The following is a 24,337-nucleotide window of genomic DNA, read 5'->3' as shown; positions in this document are numbered from 1 at the left end:
GTCACTCGCCCTTCTCTGCCCCGGCCGCGGCGAACGCCATGGCGAGCAGGTCGTCCTCGGCCATCGCGTCGATCGAGTCCGCCTCTGGCTCGGCCGGGGTCAGCTGCGAAGCGACGAACACGGCGACGGCCTCAGGGGTCGGGTAGTCGTAGACAAGCGTTGTCGGCAGCCGGAGTCCGGTCACGTCCGCGAGCAGGTTCCGCAACTCGGCCGCAGTCAGCGAGTCGATGCCCAGCTCGCCGAAGTTCCGGTCCGGTTCGATCTCCGCGCCGGACGAGTACTCCAGCACCGCGGCGAGCATGTCCCGCACCAGGTCCGTGAGGAACTCGGCGCGTTCCTCTGCGCCCAGCGCGTCCAGCTTCTCCTTCACCGCCGACGCGTCGAGACCGCCGTTGCGGGCGACCTTCTTGGTCGACTTCGCCAGCTCCCGCAGCAAAGCCGGGGTCTCGTCGGTCCGCGACCGCAGGGCCGCAATGTCCACGCGCAACGACACCAGCACGGGCGAACAACTCACGACAGCCGCATCGAACGATTTCAGACCGTCCTCGGCGGACAGAGCCGGAAGACCCTGCCGACGCATGCGCTGCATCTGCACCTCGTTGAGGAACTGCCCGGCACCCGCGCCATCCCACACTCCATATGCGACAGAGGTGGCCGCAAGTCCCTTGGCCTGCCGGTGCGCGGCCAGGGCGTCCAGGAAGACATTGGCAGCAGCGTAGTTCGCGTGCCCAGCGGCCAGAACCATCCCGCCCGCCGAGGAGAACAGCACGAACGCGCCCAGGTCGAGATCCATGGTGAGCGAGTGCAGGTGCCACGCCGAGTCGGCCTTGGCCTGCAACACCGGTTCCCACTTGTCCCGAGACAAAGTGCCTAGCAGACCGGGAGAAGCCACCCCGGCGGCGTGCACAACGCCAGTCAGCGGATGCTCAGCGGGAACCGAAGCCAGTAGCTCGGCCACGGCGTCCCGGGAGCTGACATCGCAAGCGGTGACGGTCACCGCAGCGCCCAGCGCCTCCAGCGATGCCTTCAGTTCGGCCGTCCCAGGAGCGTCTGAACCTCGACGGCTGGTCAGCAGCAGGTGCTGCACGCCGTGCCGAGTCACGAGCCGCTCGGCGACCAGACCACCCAGACCACCGGTGCCACCAGTGATCAGGACGGTTCCGTCAGGGTTGAGCACCCCCGGCTCCACCGCAGGCATCTCGGCGCGGACCAGTCGAGGAACGTGCATTTCCAGGTTACGGACAGCGACCTCGGGTTCACCGGAAGCGACCGCTGGCGCCAGGAACCAGGCCAGCTCGTCGAGCCGGTCCAGGTCCAGCAACACGAACCGGCCGGGGTTCTCGGCCTGAGCCGAACGCACCAGCCCCCACACGGGAGCCTGTGTGACGTCGACATCCTGCCCCTCAGTCAGCGCAACAGCGTTACGAGTCACCACAACGAGCTTGGACTTGGCGAAACGTTCCTCAGCAAGCCAGGTTTGCAGGACGTCCACCGCCCGGTAGAGCGTTGGGCGATCCGGACCTTCGCCGTCCGAAGTGAACTCCAGCACGACGACGTCGGGAACCGTGTCACCCAGTTCGTCCCAAGTGGACGATTCGATGTCGTTGGTGATCGGCGAAGGCGTGGCTTTCCACTCGATCCGGAACAGCACGTCGTCGTCGGAGGCGACCACCTCGGCAGCCGACACCATCTGCCCCAGCAGCGATCCGCACGAGAACACCGGCCGCCCGTCCTGAACCGCCGCGGTCACCTCGAGGGTCTCCGGGGTCAGGTGCGCCATCTTGACCCGCAACGAGGAGGCGCCGGTCGAGTGCAGGGTCACGTCGTTGAACACCGCGGGCCGGAACGCCTTGGCAGCGGCGGGGTTCTTGCGGATGCTGACCAGCATGGCGAGGTGGGTCGTCGCGTCCATCAGCGCCGGGTGCAACCCGAACCCCTCAACCGGCGTGTCCGCTGGCAGCGCGACCTCGGCGTAGGCCTCCTCGCCACAGGTCCAGACCGCTTTCAGGCCCTGGAACACCGGCCCGAACCGGAACCCTGCCTCGGCCATCTCGGCGTAGGCGCCCTGGATGTCCAGCTTGACCGCACCCGCCGGGGGCCACTCGGTCAGGTCGGCCAGCGGCTCGGAAGTCCCGGCCCGCACAGCGCCTTCCGCGTGCAGCGTCCACGAATCGCCGGCGCGGGAGTGGATCCGGACCGAGCGCCGTCCGTTGTCCTCCTCCCCCACGGCAACCTGGATCCGCACGGCGCCACGCTCAGGCACCACCAAGGGCGCTGCCAGCGTCAGTTCCTCGACGACCGAGCAGCCGACCTCGGCCCCGGCCCGCAGCGCGATCTCCATCAGGCCCGAGCCAGGCAGCAAAGTCTTGCCCAGCACCTCGTTGTCCGCGATCCATGGCTGGCCGGCGGCGGACACCCGCCCAGTCAGGACCATGCCGCCGGAATCAGGCGAAGGCACGACCGCGGCGAGCAACGGATGCTCGGCCGAGTCGAGACCCAGTGAAGACGCGTCCCCGCCAGCCCCGGCGTCCGCCAGAGCGGCGATGTCCACCCAGTAGTTCTCGTTCTGGAAAGCGTAGGTGGGCAGGTCCACGCGGCGACCGGGCTGAATCGCCTGCCAGTCCACCGAAACACCGTTGACGTGCAGCTCGGACACGGCGGAGACAACCGTTCGCGCCTCCGGACGGTCCGGCCGAAGCACTGGCACGCACACAGCGTTTTCGCCCAGACCTTCCCGAGCCATCGCCGTCAGCGTGCCGTCCGGGCCCAGCTCGACAAACCGGGTGACGCCACGGTCGGCGAGCCACTGAACGCCATCGTCGAACCGGACCGCGCTGCGAACCTGCGAGGCCCAGTACGCCGGGTCGCGCAAACGCTCGCCCGCCGACTCGCCGGTGACGTTGGAGATGACCGGAATCGACGGCGCCGCATAGGTCAGCCGCCCGGCGAGCTGCTCGAACTCGGCCAGCATCGGCTCCGTCAACGCGGAGTGGAACGCGTGCGACACGTGCAGCCGCTTGGTCTTGCGATCGGCCAGCGCGGCCCGCAGAGCGTCGATCTCCGAGTCCACACCGGACACGACGACCGAGGCCGGCCCGTTGACCGCGGCGATCGACAGGCCGGAAGTCAGCAGCGGCCGGATTTCCGCCTCGGTACCTTGAACCGCGAGCATCGCCCCGCCGGCGGGCAGAGCCTGCATCAAGCGGCCACGGGCGAACACCAGCGCACAAGCGTCCTCAAGGGACAGAATGCCGGCGATGTGAGCGGCGGCCAGTTCGCCGATCGAGTGACCCAGCAGGTAGTCCGGCTTGACGCCCCAGGAGTCCAGCAGCCGGAACAACGAGACTTCCAGGGCGAACAGCCCGGCCTGCGCGTACATCGTCTGGTTCAGCAGGTCCTGGTCGTCACCCCAGATGATGTCCTGCACCGAGCGGTCGAAGTGCTTGTCGTACTCGGCCATGATGCCGTCCCACGCGGCCGCGAAGGCAGGGTGCGCAGCGTGCAGCTCCCGGCCCATCCCGATCCGCTGCGAACCCTGGCCAGTGAACAGGAACGCGACTTGACCGTCCTTCGCCACGCCCTTCACCACGCCACGGGCGGGCTTCCCCGACTCGATCGCAGCCAGCCCAGCCAGGAACTCTTCCCACTGCGTGCCAACGACAGCGGCCCGATACGGGTGGGCGGCGCGGGTCGTGGCCAGCGAGTAGCCGACGTCCAACGCGGACAGGTCGGCGCTCTCCTCTACAAAGGACAGCAGCTTCGCAGCCTGCGACTTCAGCGCTTCAGCGCTCTTGGCCGACAGCGTCCAGGACAACACTCCAGGCGCGGCACCGGGCTCGGGCGTCTCGGCCGCCGGTGCCTGCTCGATGATCACGTGTGAGTTGGTCCCGCTCACGCCGAACGAGGAAACACCGGCACGACGAGGGCGGCCGGTCTCCGGCCATGGCCGAGCCTCGGCAAGCAGCGACACCGAACCAGTGCTCCAGTCCACGGCGGACGTGGGCGCGTCGACGTGCAAAGTCTTGGGCAAAACGCCGTTCTGGATGGCCAGCACCATCTTCATCACACCGGCGACACCGGCGGCGGCCTGGGTGTGCGCCATGTTCGACTTGATCGACCCGAGCCACAACGGTTCACCAGTCCGGTTCTGACCGTAGGTGGCGAGCAACGCGTCCGCCTCGATCGGGTCACCCAGGGAAGTCGCCGTGCCGTGCGCCTCGACAGCGTCCACATCGGCCGGAGCCAGCCCCGCCGAAGCCAGCGCGGAACGGATGACTCGCTGCTGCGAAGGGCCGTTCGGGGCGGTGAACCCGTTCGAGGCGCCGTCCTGGTTGATCGCCGAACCCCGGATCACCGCGAGCACCTCGTGCCCGTTGCGCTGAGCGTCGGAAAGCCGCTCCAGCACCAGGATCCCGGCGCCCTCACCCCAGTTCGTGCCATCCGCCGACTCGGCGAACGCCCGGCAGCGGCCGTCCGAGGACAGCCCACCCTGCTTGCCCATCCCAAGGAACACGTGCGGGGTGGCCATCACCGAAGCGCCACCGGCCAAAGCGATCGAGCACTCCCCCGCCCGCAGGGCCTGTGCGGCCAGGTGCAGGGCTACCAGCGATGACGAGCACGCCGTGTCCACGGTGAACGCAGGACCCTCGAACCCGAGGATGTACGAGATCCGGCCGGACAGCGCACTCGCCGAGTTCGCCGTGTACATGTAGTCAACGGCACCGGGAGTGCGAGCCGCCAACTGCGTGTAGTCCAGGCCATTGCTGCCGGTGAAAACGCCGGTCTTGCTGCCGCGCAAGGCGGTCGGGTCAATGCCCGCCCTCTCCAGCGCCTCCCACACGATCTGCAGCAACAGCCGCTGCTGCGGGTCGGTGACAACCGCCTCACGCGGGGAGATCCCGAAGAACGACGGGTCGAACTGACCCGCGTCGTCCAGGAACCCGCCCAGCCGCGGCCCGGCCGGCCCGCCGACGTCGAAAACCTTGGCGTCCCAGCAACGGTAGCCCGGAGCCTCGCCGATCACGTCCCGGCCCTCGGAAAGCAGCTCCCACAAGGCTTGCGGGGTGTCTGCACCGCCGGGGAACCGGCAGGCCATCCCCACGATGGCGACCGGTTCGTGTTCCCCGGACTCGGCCGCGCGCAATCGTTGCCGGGTCTCGTGGAGATCGGCCGTCACCTTCTTGAGGAAGTAACGGAGCTTCTCTTCGTTGTCCATTGAAGCCTCTCTCAATCAGGAAATGCCGAACTCCTTGCCGATGAACTCGAAGATCTCGTCATCGGACTTCTCCAGCAGTTCTTCTCCGCCCGCCGCCGTCGGGGCGGTGATCCGGGCGAGCAGGGACCGGAGCCTCGCGGCGACGCGGTCATTGAAAGCAGCCTCATCCGGCCTGCTGTTGTTCAATGCCATGCCGGCGAGCATGCCTTCCAGCCGGTCCAGTTCGGCCTGCACCGGGTCCTTGCCGGCCAGGTCGAACACGTCCTCCAGCAGATGCCTGGCCAGGGCGACCGGGGTCGGGTAGTCGAACACGAGTGCCTGGCGGATCTTCACGCCGGTCGCCGCGGCCATCCGGTTGGCGAACTCGACCGCGTTGAGCGAGTCGAACCCGAGGTCCTTGAACGCCTTGTCCGGTTCCACGGTGTCGGTCGTCTTGTGCCCGAGCACAACGGCGGCGGTGTTGCGGACGAGTTTGACCACAGTAGACGCACGTTCGGGCGCGGTCATCGTCGCCAGCTTCTCCAGCAGCGAGTCGTCCTGCTGCGGGGCGGCCTGCATCGCCTGGCGGACACCGGGAATCTCGTTGAGGATCGGGGTCGGGCGCAGGGACATGAAGCTGGGCGCGAACATCTCCCAGTCCACTCCGTACACCATCGGCGCCGCGACCCCGCTGGCCGCGACACGAGCCATGGCCCGCACGGCGAGCTCCGGGTCCATCGCGATCACACCACCACGTGCGGACCGTTCCTCGACACCAGTTCCCGCCGCCAGACCGGATCCGGCCCACAGCCCCCAAGCGACCGAGGTGGCCGCGAGGCCGAGCGCGCGGCGCTGTTCGGCGATCGCGTCCAGGACGGCGTTGGCCGCCGCATAGTTGGCCTGGCCAGGGTTGCCGAGCGAGCCGGCCGCGGAACCGAACAGCACGAACAGCTTCAGGTCACGGTCGCGGGTCAGCTCGTCGAGATGCCGAGCCGACAACACCTTCGACTTGAATACCTGGTCGAACCGCTCCGGCGACAGGCCGTCGATCATGCCGTCGTCGATCACACCGGCCGTGTGCACAACGCCTGTGAGCTGCGGAATGTCCGCCAGAACGGAGGCCAGCGCGTCCCGGTCCGATGCGTCGCAGGCGATCACGTCGACCCGCGCGCCCAACTCGGCCAGCGAGTCGCGCAGATCGGTGGCACCGGGAGCATCGAGGCCGCGGCGACTGGTCAGCACAAGGTGCTCAGCACCCGCTCCGACAAGGTATTTCGCCACATGCCCGCCCAGCGCGCCGGTGCCGCCGGTGATCAGGATCGAGCCGGAGACCGCCAGCTCGCCTTCGGTAACCAGCCGCACGACTCTGCGGCCGAACACGCCGTTGGCCCGGATCGCCACCTGATCCTCGCCGTCTTCGCTGGTCAGGACGGCAGCGACGGGCCGTGCGACCGTGTCGTCGAGGACGGGCGGCAGGTCGATCAGACCACCCCAGCGATCCGGGTGCTCCAGTCCGGCGACCCGCCCGAAGCCCCAGACGCCGCCTTGGTCAGGGCTGGTCACGGCCTCGTCGCGGACGCTCACGGCGCCGCGGGTCACGCACCACAGCGGCGCGTCGGCCTCAGCGTCACCCAACGCCTGGAGCAGCACCATGGTCCGGGACAGTCCCACGGGCACACCCGTGGATTCACTAGTCGCGTCGTCCAGGGCCAGCAGTGACAGAACTCCGTCGAACTCGCCCAGCTCCCGGATCCGCTGGGCCAGCTCCGCCCGGTCGGTTCCGACATCGGTCAATCTAACAGTGTTAGAGAGACCGAAGTCCTCTTCGGACTCCCCGACGATCAGCCAAGTGCCGGCGGGTGAGCCGGTTGGGGTGATCGGCTGCCAGTCGAACTGGTACTGCCATGCGTCCACCGGGTCGGCGCCGATCGGTTCGACGGGCTCCGGCCAGAACCGCTCGTGCTGGAATGCGTAAGTCGGCAGGTCGACGCGACGAGCGCCGGGGAACTGCCAATCGACTGTGCCGCCACGGACGTAGATCTCTGCCGCCGACAACAGGAACCGGGTCAGGTCGCCTTCGTCTCGCCGCAGAGTGCCAGTCACCACTGCGGTCACGTCGGCGTCATCGATGGTCTCGCGAATACCCATGGCCAGCACGGGATGCGGGCTGCACTCGACGAAGAACCGGTGCCGCTCGGCCAGCAGACCGCGGATCGCGGGCTCGAAGCCGACCGTGCCACGGAGGTTGCGGTACCAGTATGTCGCGTCGAACCCGGTGCCGTCCTCCCACTGCCCGGTCACCGTGGAGTAGAACGGGATCTGAGCGCGACGCGGGGCGATGTCCTGCAGGGCTTCGAGAAGCTCGTCATGCAGCAGCTCGACGTGCGCGGAGTGCGAGGCGTAGTCCACTGCGATCTTGCGAACCCGAGTGCTCTCTACCGTCAGCTGCTCGAACAGCGCGTCCAGCGCCTCGGGATCCCCGGCTACCACAACGGAGCTCGGGCCGTTCACGGCGGCGACCGACACCCGGTCGTCCAGCCGCGGCTCGATGTCCGCCAGCGGCAGTGCGATGGACATCATCCCACCGCGTCCGGCCAGCGTCCGGGCGATCGCCTGGCTGCGCAGGGCCACGACCCTGGCAGCGTCCTGAAGGGACAGTGCGCCCGAGACCGCGGCGGCCGCGATCTCCCCCTGCGAGTGGCCGACCACTGCGTCCGGCTTGACACCGTAGGACTTCCAGACCTCGGCGAGCGAGACCATCACCGCCCACGACACCGGCTGGACCACGTCCACCCGGTCGAGATCCTGACCGTCCCGCAGGACATCCAGAACCGACCAGCCGGTGAACGGTTCCAGTGCCGCGGCACACTCGGCCAAGCGCTCGGCGAACGCGGGCGACTCCGCCATCAGCTTCACGCCCATCCCGGCCCACTGCGCACCCTGGCCGGGGAAGACGAACACGGTCCGGCCGTCGATGTCGGCGACACCTTCGACCACAGTGGACGATTGCTCGTTCGCGTACACGGACGTCAGGCCGCCGTCGACGACTACCGCGCGGTGGTCGAACTGGGCCCGGGTCTTGGCCAGTGAGTAGCCGACGTCGGCCGGGTTCAGACCATCCACAACGGACATCAGGCGAGCCGCCTGGTCACGCAGCGCACGGTCGGACTTGGCCGAGATCACCCACGGTACCGGCGTATCCGGCACCTCCCGCTCGACCGGCTTCTCGGCCGGGGCCTGTTCGAGGATGGTGTGCACGTTGGTGCCGCTGATACCGAAGGACGAGACGCCGGCCCGGCGCGGGTGCCCGGTCTCCGGCCACTCGGTCGCGTCGGTCAGCAGCTGGATGTCGCCAACGGTCCAGTCCACCTGAGTGGTCGGTTCGGTGACGTGCAACGTCTGCGGCAGAACGCCGTGACGCATGGCCATGACCATTTTGATCACGCTCGCGACACCCGCGGCGTGCTGGGTGTGGCCGATGTTGGACTTGACCGAACCCAGCAGCAGCGGTCGTTCGCGGTCGCGGCCGTAGGTCGCCAGCAGCGCCTGGGCCTCGATCGGGTCACCAAGGGTGGTTCCGGTGCCGTGCGCGTCCACCGCGTCGATGTCACTTGTGGACAGACCGGCCGAGGCCAGCGCGTCGCGGATGACTCGTTGCTGGGATGGGCCGTTTGGCGCGGTCAGGCCGTTGGAGGCGCCGTCCTGGTTGATCGCCGAGCCGCGGACCACCGCGAGGATCGGGTGGCCGTTGCGGCGGGCGTCCGAGAGCCGCTCGACCAGCACCAGGCCGACACCTTCGGCGAGGTTCATGCCGTCCGCGCTGTCCGAGAAGGCCTTGGCCCGGCCGCTGGCCGCGAGGGCGTTCTGAGCCGTGAAGCCCTGGATCACGCCCGGGTTCGGCATGATCGTGACACCACCGGCCAGCGCAAGCGAGCTGTCCCCGGCCCGCAACGACTGGCACGCCAAGTGCAGTGACACCAACGCGGACGAGCACGCAGTGTCCACAGTGACCGCTGGGCCTTCCAGCCCGAACACGTACGAGATGCGGCCCGAGGCAACGCTCATCGAGCTACCGGTGACCACGTGCCCGCCAGCGTCCGAGGGAGCCGCGTAGCCGAGGCCCGCCGCACCAACAAAGATGCCGGTCTTGGTTCCCCGCAACGTGTTCGGGTCGATGCCAGCGGCTTCGAAGGCCTCCCAGGCGGTTTCCAGCAGCAGGCGCTGCTGCGGGTCCATGGCCAGGGCCTCCCGCGGCGAGATGCCGAAGAAGCCGGGGTCGAACTCGCCTGCCTCGTGCAGGAACCCGCCCTGGGCACCGCCGACCCGCCAGCCACGGTCCGCCGGAGGCGCACCTATCGCGTCCGTGCCTTCGGAAACCAGCTTCCACAGGTCGTCCGGCGAGGAAACGCCGCCCGGGAACCGGCAGCTCATCCCGACGATCACGATCTGGTCGTTGGGGTCGTGCGTCTTGACCGTGCTCACAGTGGACACTGCCGTGTCCTGATCCATCAGCTCAGCCAACAAGTACTCGGCGAGGATGGTCGGCGTCGGGTAGTCGAAGACCATCGTCGCCGACAGCCGCAGTCCAGTCACTGTGCTCAGCCGGTTGCGCAGCTCGACCGCGGTCAGCGAGTCCAGACCGAACTCACGGAACTCGCGCTTAGCGTCCACCTCGTCCTGGGCATGGCCGAGAACCGCGGAAACCTGGGCCCGGATGACGTCGATGACCATCCGCGGCCGGTCATCGGCCGCCGCGTCCTGCAGCTGACGGGCGAACGCGGACGAGGCACCGGTCGCCTGGGCGGCGGCCCGGCGGGTGGTCGCGCCGCGGACCAGGCCACGCAGGATCGGCGGGATGATCCCGAACGAACGCAACGCGGGCTTGTCGAGCAGGACCGGGACGACCACCGGGTGATCGGTGGCGACGGCCGTGTCGAACATGGCCATGCCACGCTCGTTGGAGATCTCCACCAGGCCGGAGGAATCCATCCGGTGGGTCTGCTGGCCGGACACGACCGCGGTCATGCCGCTGTCGTCGGCCCACCGGCCCCACACCAGCGACAGACCCGGAAGTCCCTGCCTGGTCCGGTACTGCGCGAGAGCGTCCTGGAAGTGGTTGGCAGCGGCATAGTTCGACAGCCCCGGAGCGCCGATCGTGCTGGACAGCGACGAGTACAGGACGAACGCGGCGAGGTCCATACCTTCGGTCAGCTCGTGCAGGAACCAGGCGCCGCCCGCCTTGGGGCCCAGCACATTCGCGAGCCGTTCGGGCGTGAGTTGTTCAATGACACCGTCATCGAGCGCGGCCGCGGTGTGCACGACCGCGGTGAGCGGGTGCTCGGCCGGGATACCCGCGATCAGCTCCGCGACCGCCTGGCGATCCGAGACGTCACAGGCCTTGATGGCCACGTTGGCGCCGTGGGCGATCAGTTCGGCCTGCAGCTCCAGGGCTCCCGGCGCGTACGGGCCACGCCGGCTGACCAGGACCAGGTGCTTCATCCCACGCTCGGCCGCGAGATAGAGGGCGAGCTGGCTGGCCAGACCACCGGTACCGCCAGTGATCAGGACCGTGCCCTCGGGGTTCCATTGGCGTGGCTCGGCATCGCTCACCGGCATCTGGACCAACCGAGCGACGTGGGCTTTGCCGTCCCGGACCAGGTACTGCGGCTCACCCGAGGACACAACCGATCCGACAGTGTCCTCTTCGGAATCAACCAGCAGGAACCGGCCGGGGTGCTCGATCTGAGCGGACCGCACCAGACCCCACACCGCGGCTGCGGCAAGATCCGTACCGTCGGTCGCGCCCTGGGTCACGAAAACCAGCTGGGACTGCTCGAACCTCGGATCCGCGAGCCACGCCTGAATCAGCACCAACGCCCGGGAAGTCAAGGCCTGTGCCTGGTCCGGCACGGAGAGTTCGTCGTTGGCCTTGGCCCGGACCACAACCAGGTCCGCGATGTCCTCCAGTTCGGCGAGATCCGTGTCGAGGTCGATCCGGATCTCCGATGCCGCACCGGTCGCGGCCGGGGCGGGCAGCCAGTCGAGTACGTACATGCCTTCGTTCTGGGTGGCCACCGGGGTTGCCTGGTTGCGGCGGGAGACCACGGTCTCGATCGTCAGCACCGGGTTGCCCTCGGTGTCGGCCGTCTCCAGGGTCAGCGCGTCGGCATCGTCCCTGGTCAGGCGCATCCTGATCTGCGACGCACCGGCCGCGTACAGGGCCGCGCCGCCCATCGAGAACAGCAGGCCGCCGCTCTCCGCGTCGCGGTCGAGGAACGTCCCGGCGTGAAAGGCCGCGTCCAGCAGGGCCGGATGCATGCCGTACGCCGTGGCGTCCTCGATCTCGGTCGGCAGCGCGACTTCGGCGAACACCTCACCGTCGCGCTTCCAGACCTTGCGCAGGCCTTGGAAGAGCGGGCCATACGCGAGCCCGGCCTCGGCAAGTCCTTCGTAGAGGCCGTCGATCTCAACGGCTTCAGCATCCACGGGCGGCCAAACGGACGCATCGAACCGGCTGGATGGCGCACCGGTGGCCAGGATGCCGCTGGCGTGCTGCGTCCACGGCTCTTCGGGCGAGTCCGCCGGTCGCGAGTGGACAGTCACCGTGCGGCGGCCCGACTCGTCCGGCGTGCCGACGTAGACCTGGACCACCAATGCCTCGGTGAGCACCAGCGGGACCCCGAGGGTCAGCTCCTCCACCAGGTCACAGCCGACCTGGTCACCGGCCCGGATCACCAGCTCCAGGAACCCGCTGCCGGGCAACAGAGCCACGCCACCGGCGACGTGGTCGGCGAGCCACGGGTGGGTCGCCGGGGAAAGCCTGCCGCTGAACAGAACGTCCTCGGAGGTGGCCATTTCCACGGCCGCGCCCAGCATCGGGTGCTCGGCGGCGAGCAAGCCCAGCCCGGTGGCGTCGCCGGCCGGCATGGTCATGCTCGACCAGTAGCGCTCGTGCTGGAAGGCGTAGTTCGGCAGCGGCACTCGCTTGGCGCCAGTACCAGCGAAAAGACCGGCCCAGTCAACGGCGACGCCCCGCACGAACAGTTCGGCGAGCGAAGTCAGGAAGCGTTGCGTGCCACCATCATCGCGGCGCAGCGACCCGGTGGTCACGGCACGGACATCGGAGTCGTCGATGATGGCCTGCACGCCGAAAGTGAGCACCGGGTGCGGGCTGACCTCGACAAAGGCGCGATGCCGCTCGGCGAGCAGGGCCCGGATGGCCGGCTCGAACTCCACGGTCCGGCGCAGGTTGCGGTACCAGTAACCGGCGTCGAATGACGTGCCGTCCTCCCATTTGCCGGTCACCGTCGAAAAGAACGGGATCCGGGCCGCACGCGGCCGGATGCCCGCCAGGTCACGGGCAAGGTCATCCTTCAGCAGCTCGACATGGGCCGAGTGCGAGGCGTAGTCCACCGCGATCTTGCGAACCCGGATACCTTCGGTTGTCAGCTCGTCGAACAACCCGTCGAGCGCCTCCGGATCACCGGCGACCACCACGGAGTTCGGGCCGTTCACCGCGGCGACCGAGACCCGGTCGTCCAGCCGGGCCGAGATGTTGACCAGCGGCAACGCCACCGACATCATTCCCCCGCGCCCGGCCAGCCTCCGCGCGATCGCTTGGCTGCGCAGGGTCACGACCTGAGCGGCGTCCTCAAGCGACAGTGCACCCGAGACGACCGCCGCCGCGATCTCGCCCTGCGAGTGGCCGACCACTGCATCAGGAGTGACGCCGTAGGATTTCCACACCTCGGCCAGCGAGACCATCACGGCCCAGGAGGCGGGCTGAACCACATCGACCCGGTCCAGGTCGCGGCCTTCGCGCAGAACGTCGAGCAACGACCAGTCCACAAAGGATGACAGGGCCGCCGCGCACTCGGCCATCCGCTCCGCGAACACCGGCGACTCGTCCAGCAGCTGGGCGCCCATGCCCACCCACTGAGCACCTTGACCAGGGAAAACGAACACCTTCTTGCCGGACACATCGGCGACACCCTGAACCAGCCGGGCATCCGGCTCCTCATTCGAAAGTGCCGCCACACCGGCCAGCAGGTCCTCACGCGAGCCCCCGGCAACGACGGCCCGGTGGTCGAACAACGCCCGCGTCGTCACCAAGGACGAGCCGACGTCGACCGGATCAAGCGAGTCCACACTGGACACAAGGTTGGCCGCCTGGTCCTTGAGAGCGTTGGCGGTCTTGGCGGAGATCACCCACGGCACGGTGCCGAGGGTCTTGGTCGGCGCCTCGGACTCGACGGCCTCTTCTTCGGGTGCCTGCTCGAAGATGGCGTGCACGTTGGTGCCGCTGACGCCGAACGACGAGACACCCACCCGGCGGGCGCGGCCAGTCTCCGGCCACGACCGTGCCTCAGTGAGCAGCTCGACGTCACCCGTGGTCCAGTCCACGGCAGTGGTCGGCTTGTCCACGTGCAGGGTCTTGGGCAGGACTCCGTTGCGCATGGCCATGACCATCTTGATCACGGCCGCGACACCGGCAGCGCCCTGAGTGTGACCGATGTTGGACTTCAGCGAACCGAGCCAGAGCGGCAGGCCCTCCTTGCGGTCCTGGCCGTAGGTGGCCAGCAGGGCCGTCGCCTCGATCGGGTCGCCGAGCGTCGTTCCGGTGCCGTGCGCCTCGACCGCGTCAACGTCCGCAGTGGACAGTTGAGCGCTGGCCAACGCGGACCGGATGACCCGCTGCTGGGCCAGACCATTGGGCGCGGTGAGACCGTTCGAGGCGCCGTCCTGGTTCGCCGCCGAGCCGCGGAGGACGGCGAGGACCTCGTGACCGTTGCGGCGAGCATCGGAGAGCCGTTCCAGCAGAACGAAACCGACGCCCTCACCCCAGCCCATGCCGGTCGCCGAGTCGGCGAAAGCATGACAGCGACCGGAGTTCGACCAGCCGCCCAGCGCGTCGAACTGCTGGAACGCGTACGGCGTGGTCATCACCATCACGCCACCGGCCAGGACCAGGTCCGACTCGCCGGTGCGCAGCGACTGGGCTCCCATGTGGATGGTCATCAACGAGGCCGAACAACCGGTGTCCACCGTGACCGCGGGACCTTCCAGGCCCAGGGTGTAGGAGACGCGACCGGACATGATGCTGGCGAGCACACCGGTCATCACGTTCGCCGCCTGGTCGGGCGACGGCATGTACAAAGTGCCTGTGGTGCCGATGAAAACGCCAGTCTTGGAGCCGCGCAGGCCGGTCGGGTCGATGCCGGCGTTCTCCAGCAGCTCCCACGAGGTCTCCATCACCAGCCGCTGCTGCGGATCCATGCCCGTGGCTTCCTTGGGTGACAGGCCGAAGAAGGCCGGATCGAAATGGATCGCGTCGGGGATGAACCCGCCCTGGTAAACCCGCTCGGGGTCGATCTCCCAGCCGCGGTCGGTCGGCATCGGCCCGACCGCATCGACACCGTTGGACACCAGCTCCCACAGGTCCTTGGGCGACTTCACCCCACCGGGGAACCGGCAGCTCATGCCAACGATCGCGATCGGGTCGCCGGTCAGGTCCACTGTGGCCGCTTGAGCGACCTCGACCGACTGTGTGCCAAGAACCTTGTCGAGCAGGTGCTCGGCGAGGGTGAACGGCGAGGTGTAGTCGAATACGAGGGTGACCGGCAGGCTCAGGCCGGTCTTGGCGGTGAGCCGGTTGACCAGTTCGACGCCGGTCATCGAGTCGAAGCCCAGCTCCTTGAACGCCTTGGCCGGCTCGACCGCGTCCGTCCCCGGGAACCGGAGCACGGCAGCGACCTGAGCCCGGACGATGTCGAGCATGAACTCCAGCCGGTCCACCTTGGACAGTGGCCGCAGCTTCTCCTGCAGCTCGGACGGACGCTTCTGCTGCTCCCGCTCGGCCTGCTGAGCCGCCTCGATCGCGCGCTTGACCTCGGGCAGGTCGGTCAGGGTCGCGCTGCGCCGCTGGGACAGGAATGCCGGAGCGAACCGCAGCCAGTCCACGCCGTAGACCACCGGCATCGGCTCACCGCTGGCGACGACCTTGGTGAGCGCCTGGACCGCGAGCACCGGATCCATGGCCACAACGCCGTTTTGCGCGGATTGCTCCTCAACTCCACTGCCCACGGCCAAACCGGACCCGGCCCACAGACCCCACGACACCGCCGTCGCGGGAAGCCCGAGGGCACGGCGCTGGGCGGCGATACCGTCCAGGATCGCGTTGGCGGCCGCGTAGTTCGCCTGACCCCGGCTGCCCAGAGCGCCGGCCGCGGAGCCGTAGAGCACGAACATGGTCAGGTCGCGCTCGCGCGTCAGCTCATCCAGATGCTGCGCGGCGACCACCTTCGACCGGAAGACCTGCTCGAACCGCTCCGGCGTAAGGCCTTCGATCAGACCATCGTCCAGCACACCGGCCGTGTGAATGACGCCAGTCAGGTCGGGAACTCCGTCAAGCAGTGCGGTCAGAGCATCTCGATCGCTCGCATCGCAGGCGACAATGCTGACCTCGATGCCCTTCGCGGTCAGCTCGTCGCGAAGTTCTTCAGCGCCAGGGGCTTCGAGACCGCGACGACTGGTCAGGACGAGGTGGGAGGCACCGGCCTCGGCCAGGTACCGGGCAACGTGCCCACCGAGGGCACCCGTACCACCCGTGACCACCACAGTTCCGGAAATCTCAAAGCCATCGGAAGCACCGGTCAGCCGGACAAGCCGACGGCCGAAAGCACCTGAAGTCCGCAGTGCGACCTGGTCCTCGTTCTCGGTGCCGGTCAGCACGGCGACAAGGCGTTGCGCTACACGGTGGTCGACGGTCTCGGGCAGGTCGATGGCGCCGCCCCAACGGTTCGGGTACTCGAGGCCGGCCACTCGGCCGTAGCCCCAGACACCGCTCTGCGCCGGGCTGAGCACCTGTTCGCGGCTGCTCACCGAGACCGCACCGCGGGTCAGTGCCCACAGCGGGGCGTTGATCTCGGCGTCGCCCATGGCCTGGACCACCGCGTTGGTCTGCACCAACCCGGCCGGGACGCCGTTGAAGTCCGATTCGTCGAGGGCGAGGAACGACAGCACACCGGCGAACCCGACGCCGCCGCTGGCCGCGGCCCGCAGCCGGGTGGCGATGGCCTCGCGGTCGGTGGAGTCGACGTCGATCTGGACCGTCTGGGCGCCGAGCGCGGACACCACCGAGGCGATCCACTCGGAGCCCTCGGTCCCCGCGATGACCAGCCACGTTCCGGCCAGGGCGCCGGACTCGGGCAGCGACAGCGGCTTCCAGTCGACGCGGTACTGCCAGTCCTCCACTGTGGACTGGTCGCGCAGCTGGCCGCGGTAGGCGGACAGCGCGGGCAGCACCGTCTCCAGGGCGGCCGGGTCGACGTCCAAAGTGGAGGCAAGCGATTGCGGGTCGGTCTCCTGCAGAGCGCGCCAGAACTCGCTGTCCATCGAGTCCGCGACGAACACGGTCTCGGGCATCTCGGGCCAGTACCGCTCCCGCTGGAAGGCGTAGGTCGGCAGTTCGACCTGGCGCCCACCGGGGAACGGCCACGTGACGGCGACACCGCGGACGAACAACTCGGCGGCCGAGGTCAGGAACCGGGCTAGGTCACCCTGGTCACGACGGAGCGTCCCGCCGACAACAACGGTCGTGTCACCAGCGGTCTCCTGGACCGCGGCGGCGAGCACGGGATGCGGGCTGACTTCGACAAACGTCCGATGGTGTTCGGCCAGCAGGGCGCGGATCGCGGGCTCGAACCCGACCGTGCCACGCAGGTTCCGGTACCAGTAGCCGGCATCGAACCCGGTGCCGTCCTCCCACTGCCCGGTCACCGTGGAGTAGAACGGGATCTGCGCCTTGCGCGGGCTGATCCCGCCCAGCTCGCTGAGCAGTTCGTCGTGCAGCAGCTCCACGTGGGCGGAGTGCGAGGCATAGTCCACCGCGATCTTGCGAACCCGAGTGCCTTCCGCTGTCAACTGCTCGAACAGGGCGTCCAGAGCTTCGGGGTCACCGGCGACCACGACGGAGTTCGGGCCGTTGACGGCGGCGACCGAAACGCGATCATCCAAACGCGACTCCACGTCGGCCAACGGCAACGCGATCGACATCATTCCGCCGCGACCGGCGAGCGTGCGCGCAATCGCTTGGCTGCGCAGGGCGACCACCCTCGCGCCATCCTCGAGTGACAACGCACCCGAGACGACGGCCGCCGCGATCTCACCCTGCGAGTGGCCGACCACAGCGTCCGGCTTCACACCGTAGGACCGCCACAGCTCCGCGAGCGCAACCATCACCGCGAACGACGCGGGCTGGACCACGTCGACCCGGTCCAGGTCACGGCCCTCGCAAAGGACTTCCAGCAGCGACCAGTCCACAAAGGAGGAGAGAGCCGCGGCACATTCGTTCAGCCGCTCGGCGAACACCGGCGACTCGTCCAGCAGGCGAGCCCCCATTCCCACCCACTGAGCGCCCTGACCAGGGAAGACGAACACCGTCTTGCCGTCGACGTCCGCGACACCCTCGACGACGGTGCCCGCGGCCTCGTCCCGGCTGAGTGCCTCGACACCGGCCTTCAGATCCTCGGTCCCGATGACCACCGCCCGGTGCTCGAACAAGGACCGGTTCTTGACCAAGGTGTAGCCGACGTCGACCGGGTCCAGACCGTCCACAACGGACGCAAGCCGGGCGGCCTGAGCACGCAGCGCCCGCTCGGACCGGCCGGACAGTATCCACGGCACGATTGGGGCCTCCGGCCGCTCCTCCGCGGGTGCGTCCTCGGCCGGAGGCTGCTCAAGGATGGTGTGGACGTTGGTGCCGCTGATGCCGAACGAGGACACGGCCGCGCGGCGCGGGTGCCCGGTCTCCGGCCACTCCTGCGCCTCGGTCAGCAGACGGATGTCGCCGACGGTCCAGTCGATCTTGGTGGACGGCTCGGTGACGTGCAGGGTCTGCGGCAGCGTGCCGTGCCGCATGGCCTGGACCATCTTGATGACGCTGGCCACACCGGCGGCGGACTGCGTGTGGCCGATGTTCGACTTGATCGAGCCCAGCCACAGTGGACGCTCGCGGTCGCGGCCATACGTGGCAAGCAGAGCCTGCGCCTCGATCGGGTCGCCCAGCGTGGTTCCGGTGCCGTGCGCGTCGATCGCGTCGATGTCCGCGAAGGACAGGTTCGCGCTGGCCAAGGCGTCCATGATCACGCGCTGCTGCGATGGGCCGTTCGGAGCGGTCAGGCCGTTGGAAGCGCCGTCCTGGTTGACGGCGGACCCCTTGATCACGGCCAGGATCGGGTGGCCGTTGCGGCGGGCGTCCGAGAGGCGCTCGACGAGGACCAGACCAACGCCCTCGGAGAGGTTCATACCATCGGCGCTGTCGGAGAAGGCCTTGCACCGGTTGTCGCTGGAGAGGATCTGCTCCTGTCCAAAAGCGACGAACGGCATCGAGGTGGCCATCACGGTGGCGCCACCGGCGATCGCGAGCGAGCTGTCCCCGGCTCGCAGTGACTGGCACGCCATGTGCAGGGCCACCAAGGAAGACGAGCACGCGGTGTCGATGGTGACGGCGGGACCTTCGAGACCGAACAGGTACGACACGCGGCCGGAGATGACGCTCATCGAACTGCCGGTGACCAGGTGGCTGCCGACCTGCTCGACCGGGGCCGAGTAACCCGCGCCAGCCGCGCCGACGAAGACGCCCGTCCTGGTGCCGTGCAACGTCTCCGGGTCGATCCCGGCGTGCTCGAACGCCTCCCACGCGGTCTCCAGCACCAGGCGCTGCTGCGGGTCCATGGCCAGCGCCTCGCGTGGCGAAATGCCGAAGAAGGCCGGGTCGAACTCGCTCGCGGCGGTGATGAAACCGCCTTGCAGGGCGCCGATCCCGCGGGTGTCCCAGCCGCGATCGCCGGGCAGATCGCTGATCGCGTCCACACCGTCCGACACCATCTGCCACAGCTCGTCCGGAGTCGTGACACCACCAGGGAAACGGCAGCTCATGCCGACGATGACGATGGGGTCACTGGAATCGACCGCGCGAACGGTGCTGACCACCGTAGCCGGGGTGGCATCCATGATCTCGTCGAGCAGGTGTCCGGCGAGGATGGTCGGTGTCGGGTAGTCGAACACCATCGTCGCGGGAAGGCGCAGACCAGTGGCGCCGCTCAGCCGGTTGCGCAGCTCGACCGCGGTCAGCGAGTCGAAGCCCAGCTCACGGAACTCCTTGCGGACGTCGACCGCGTCCTGAGCGTAGCCGAGCACGGCAGCGACCTGGCCGCGGATCGTGTCCACGATGAGCCGCAACCGGTCCGCTTCGGGCGTTTCGCGAACCTTCCGCGCCAGGCCGGAAGCCGCGGCGGCCGCCGCCCGACGCGTTGTGCCGCCACGGACAAGGCCGCGCAGGACCGGCGGGATCAGGCCGGCGTTCCTCAGGCCCTGGGTGTTGACCAGCGCCGGAACGACGATCCCGCGGGTGGACTCGATGGCCGCGTCGAACATCGCCATGCCACGCCCGGTGTCGATCGGCAGCAGACCGCCGGAGTCCATCCGGTGGGTGATCGTGTCGGACACGACCGCGGTCATGCCGCTGTCATCGGCCCAGCGGCCCCAAATGAGCGAGTGCGCGGGCAGGCCGTTGGCCCGGCGGTGCAGGGCGACCGAGTCCTGGAAGACGTTGGCAGCGGCGTAGTTCGCCACACCCGGGCCGCCGATCAGGCCGGTGACCGACGAATACGTGACGAACGCGGCCAGATCCATGTCCTGGGTGAGTTCGTGCAGGTACCAGGCGGCGCCTGCCTTGGGCCCCAGGACGTTGGCGAGCCGCTGCGAGTCGAGCAGTTCCACAACACCGTCATCCAACGCGGCGGCCGCGTGAACGACCGCGGTCAGCGGGTGCTCGGCGGGGATCTCGGCGAGCAGGTCCGCGATCGCTTGGCGGTCCGCGACATCACAGACCACGATCTTGGCTTCGGCGCCGGACTCGGTCAGGTCGGCCAGGAGTTCGACGGCGCCCGGAGCTTCCATACCGCGGCGGCTGGCGATGATGATGTGCTTCATCCCGCGGGCCGAGGCGAGGTGCCGGGCGAGCTTGCTGGCCAGACCGCCGGTACCGCCGGTGATCAGGACCGTTCCGTCCGGGTTCCACGGTCGCTCTTCGCTTTCCGGGCCGAGCGGGGCGATCCGTGCAACGCGGACCACGCCGTCCCTTATGACGTAACGGGACTCGCCGTTGGCCGGGATCTTTGCGGTCAGGTCATCGGTGTCGACGAGGACGAACCGGTCCGGGTGCTCGGTCTGGGCACTGCGGATCAGGCCCCAGACCGCCGACGCGGGCAGGTCCTCGAAGTCGGTGCCCTCGTCCGCGATCACGGCGCCCTGGGTGACCAGAACAAGCTTCGAGTCAGTGCACCGCTCGTCCTTCAGCCAGTCCTGGATCAGCCGCAGCACCCGAGAGGTCACGTCCTGCACCGCCCGCATGACCGGGAGGTCCTCGGACGCCACCAGCACGGCGACGGTCCCGGGAATAGCGTCCAGAGTAGACAGATCGACGTCGAGCGAGACGAACTCGATGTCCGCCAGGGAAACGCCCTCGTCCAGGGTCGGGTCAGGCACCCAGCCGAGCTGGTACATGCCTTCGTTCCCGTTGGGCCGGCCGAGATTCGCCGGTGCCGGCCTGGCCACCACCGACCCGGCGCTGAGCACGAGAGAGCCGGACGGGTCGGTGGCGGCCAGGGTCGTGGTGCCGTCCCCCGTCCGCGTCAGGCGGACGCGGATGGCCGAGGCACCGGCGGCGTGCAGGGAAACGTGGGCGAGGGAGAACAGCAGGCCGCGCTCACCCTCCATGAAGGACAGACCGTGCAGGGCCGCGTCGAGCAGAGCGGGGTGCATGCCGAACGCGTGCGCGTTCTCGACCTGTTCGGGCAGCGAGACCTCGGAGTAAACTTCACCGTCACGGGTCCAGACCTTGCGCAGGCCTTGGAAGATCGGCCCATACCCGGCGCCGCCTTCGGCGAACCGGTCGTAGAGGGTGTCGATGTCCTGGGCTTGAGCACCTGCGGGCGGCCATTCGGTGGTGTCGAACTCGATGCTCGGCGCGGACTCGGCGAGCACACCGGAAGCGTGCTGGACCCAAGGTTCCTCAGGCGTGTCCGCCGGTCGTGAGTGGACGGTCAGCGCCCGGCGGCCGGAGTCGTCCGGCGCGCCCGCCCAGACCTGGACGTCGGCGGGGCGGTCGCTGAGGATCAGCGGGACGCCGAGGGTCAGCTCCTCGATGACCGCGCAACCGACCTGGTCACCGGCACGGATGGCCAGCTCCAGAAACCCGGTGCCGGGAAACAGAACCACGTCACCCATAGCGTGATCGGCCAGCCACGGGTGTGTGGAAAGCGAAAGACGGGTGGTGAACACGACGGCATCGGAGTCCGCCAGCTCGACCGCAGCGCCCAGCAGCGGGTGGTGAGCCGACGTCAACCCCAGGCCGGCCGGGTCGCCAGCGGCCTCAGGAACACCTGTCTGCCAAAAGCGCTTGTGCTGGAAAGCGTAGGTCGGCAGGTTCACCCGACGAGCACCCGGGAAGTCCCACCGAACGGGAACGCCCCGGACGAACAGCTCCGCAGCCGACGTCAGAAACCGGGCGAGGTCACCGTTGTCACGGCGCAGAGAGCCGGTGACGACAGCGATCGCGTTGGTCTCGTCGGCGATCTCCTGCACGCCCATGGCCAGCACGGGATGCGGGCTGACCTCGACGAACACCCGGTGCTCGGCGGCCAGCAGCGCGCGGATGGCGGGCTCGAACCCGACCGTGCCACGCAGGTTCCGGTACCAGTAGCTCGCGTCGAACCCGGTGCCGTCCTCCCACTGCCCCGTCACCGTCGAGTAGAACGGCACGGAAGCCTTCTGCGGCCGGATCTCGGCGAGCGTGGACAGCAGTTCGTCCTGCAACAGCTCAACATGCGCCGAGTGCGAGGCGTAGTCCACCGGGATCTTGCGTGCCCGGACGCCGTCAGCAGTCAGCGAGTCATACAAAGCATCGATGGCCTCGGGCTCCCCGGCAACCACCGTGGACCGAGGCCCGTTTACCGCCGCGATCGAAAGCCGCGAGTCCAAACGCGACTCGACATCGACGGCCGGAAGCGCGACAGACATCATCCCGCCGCGACCCGCAAGCGTTCGCGCGATGGCCTGGCTGCGCAACGCAACCACCCGAGCGGCATCCTCAAGCGACAGAGCGCCAGACACCGCAGCGGCGGCGATCTCACCCTGGGAGTGCCCGACCACAGCGTCCGGCTTGATCCCATAGGACTTCCAGACCTCCGCGAGCGCGACCATCACCGCCCACGAGGCAGGCTGAACCACGTCGACACGGCCCAGGTCCTCACCGTCGCGCAGAACTTCGAGCAACGACCAGTCCATGAAGGACTCAAGTGCGGCGGCACACTCGGCGAGCCGCTCGGCGAACACCGGCGACTCATCGAGGAGCTTGGCGCCCATGCCCACCCACTGGGCGCCCTGCCCCGGGAACACGAACACGGTCTTGCCGCTGACATCCGCCACACCATCGACCACCACTGCCGACGGCTCACCACTACCCAGTGCCTCAACACCGGCGAGCAATTCAGCGCGGTCATGTCCCACAACGACAGCGCGTTGTTCGAACATCGCCCGCGAAGTGGCCAGTGAGAAACCGACGTCTACGGGCTCGAGCGTGGCCACGTGTGACCACAGGCGCTTAGCCTGATCTTGCCGGGCCTCAACGGTCTTGCCGGAGATCACCCAAGGCAGGGCGGCCACCGGCTCGCGGGGCTCGTCGACGACCTCCGGCGCCGCAGGCGGTTCCTCGATGATGGTGTGCACGTTGGTGCCGCTGATCCCGAAGGACGAAACGGACGCGCGACGCGGGTGCCCGGTCTCCGGCCACGGCTTGGCCTCGGTGAGCAAGTCGACCGAGCCGGAAGCCCAGTCGACGTAAGGAGAAGGCGCGTCCACGTGCAAGGTCTTGGGCATGACACCGTGCTTCATCGCCATGACCATCTTGATGATCCCGGCGACACCGGCGGCGGCCTGCGCGTGCCCGATGTTCGACTTGATGGAACCCAGGTCGAGGGGCCGCTCCCGGTCCTGGCCATAGGTAGCGAGGAGGGCGTGCGCCTCGATCGGGTCGCCCAGCGTCGTGCCCGTGCCGTGCGCCTCGACGATGTCAACGTCCGAAGTGGTCAGTCTGGCGCTGGCGAGAGCCTTGCGGATCACCTGCTCCTGCGCGGCCCCGTTCGGGGCGCTGAAGCCGTTCGAGGCGCCGTCCTGGTTGGCAGCTGAGCCGCGGATGACGGCGAGAACTTCGTGACCGTTGCGCTGCGCGTCGGAAAGCCGCTCCAGCAACAGCAAGCCGACACCCTCAGAGAAGCCGGAACCATCGGTCGAGGCGGAGAAAGCCTTGCAGCGGCCGTCCTTGGCCAGACCGCGCTGCCGGCTCATCTCGACGAACAACCATGGGCTCGACATGACCGCGACACCGCCGGCCAGCGCCAGCGAGCACTCACCCGACCTCAGTGCCTGAGAAGCCAGGTGCACAGCGACCAAAGAGGACGAACAGGCAGTGTCCACAGTGACCGCTGAGCCCTGAAGTCCCAGGGCGTAGGCGATCCGGCCGGACACGACGCTGCCGGTGCTGCCGTTGGTGATGTAGTAGCCGCCACCCTTGGGAACCGGGCTGAGCTGGATGCCGTAGTCATGGAACATCGAACCGGCGAAAACGCCGGTCTGCGTACCACGCAACGAATCCGGGTCGATCCCCGCGTACTCGAAGGCCTCCCACGCGGACTCCAGCAGCAGCCGCTCCTGCGGGTCCATCAGCAGTGCTTCGCGCGGGCTGATCCCGAAGAACTCCGGGTCGAAGTCGGCAACCCCGTCCAGGAAGCCACCTTCCCGCGCGTAGGTGCTGCCGGGGACTTCGCCGCTCGGGTCGTAGATGCCCTCGACGTCCCAGCCGCGGTCCTCCGGGAACGGGGTGACCGCGTCGCGGCCGTCGGCCACCAGGTCCCAGAGGTCCTCCGGCGAACGCACCCCGCCCGGCAGCCGGCAGCTCATCCCCACGATGGCGATGGGCTCGTGCCGCTGGTTGACCGACTCGTGCAAGAGCTGACGGGTGTCGTTCAGCTCGGCTGACACGCGCCGCAGATAGTCGCGGAGCTTGTCCTCGTTCGACATTCC

2 protein-coding genes are annotated in these 24,337 nt (G+C 68.5%); both read right to left on the bottom strand.

Features of this window, described 5'->3' with window-relative positions; all coding sequences use genetic code 11:
- Position 1: 1 nt before the first annotated feature.
- Entirely contained in the window at positions 2-5,215 is a 5,214-nt protein-coding gene (locus AB0J95_RS07065) for a type I polyketide synthase (protein ID WP_364753576.1), read from the bottom strand.
- A gap of 15 nt (positions 5,216-5,230) precedes the next feature.
- Entirely contained in the window at positions 5,231-24,334 is a 19,104-nt protein-coding gene (locus AB0J95_RS07060; RefSeq protein WP_364753573.1) for a type I polyketide synthase, read from the bottom strand.
- Between the last annotated feature and the right edge of the window lie 3 nt (positions 24,335-24,337).

Origin of the sequence: Actinocrispum sp. NPDC049592 (genome assembly GCF_040675465.1) — a bacterium.
In the GTDB taxonomy this organism is placed as follows: Bacteria; Actinomycetota; Actinomycetes; order Mycobacteriales; family Pseudonocardiaceae; genus Kibdelosporangium.
Note: the sequence above shows the minus strand (reverse complement) of the source record. Positions and strands in the feature narration are given on the sequence as shown.

What these genes read in the sequence shown, in the direction of transcription:
- AB0J95_RS07065 (WP_364753576.1), bottom strand. Translation starts at nt 5,215, where the DNA reads ATGGACAACGAAGAGAAGCTCCGTTACTTCCTCAAGAAGGTGACGGCC.
- AB0J95_RS07060 (WP_364753573.1), bottom strand. Translation starts at nt 24,334, where the DNA reads ATGTCGAACGAGGACAAGCTCCGCGACTATCTGCGGCGCGTGTCAGCC.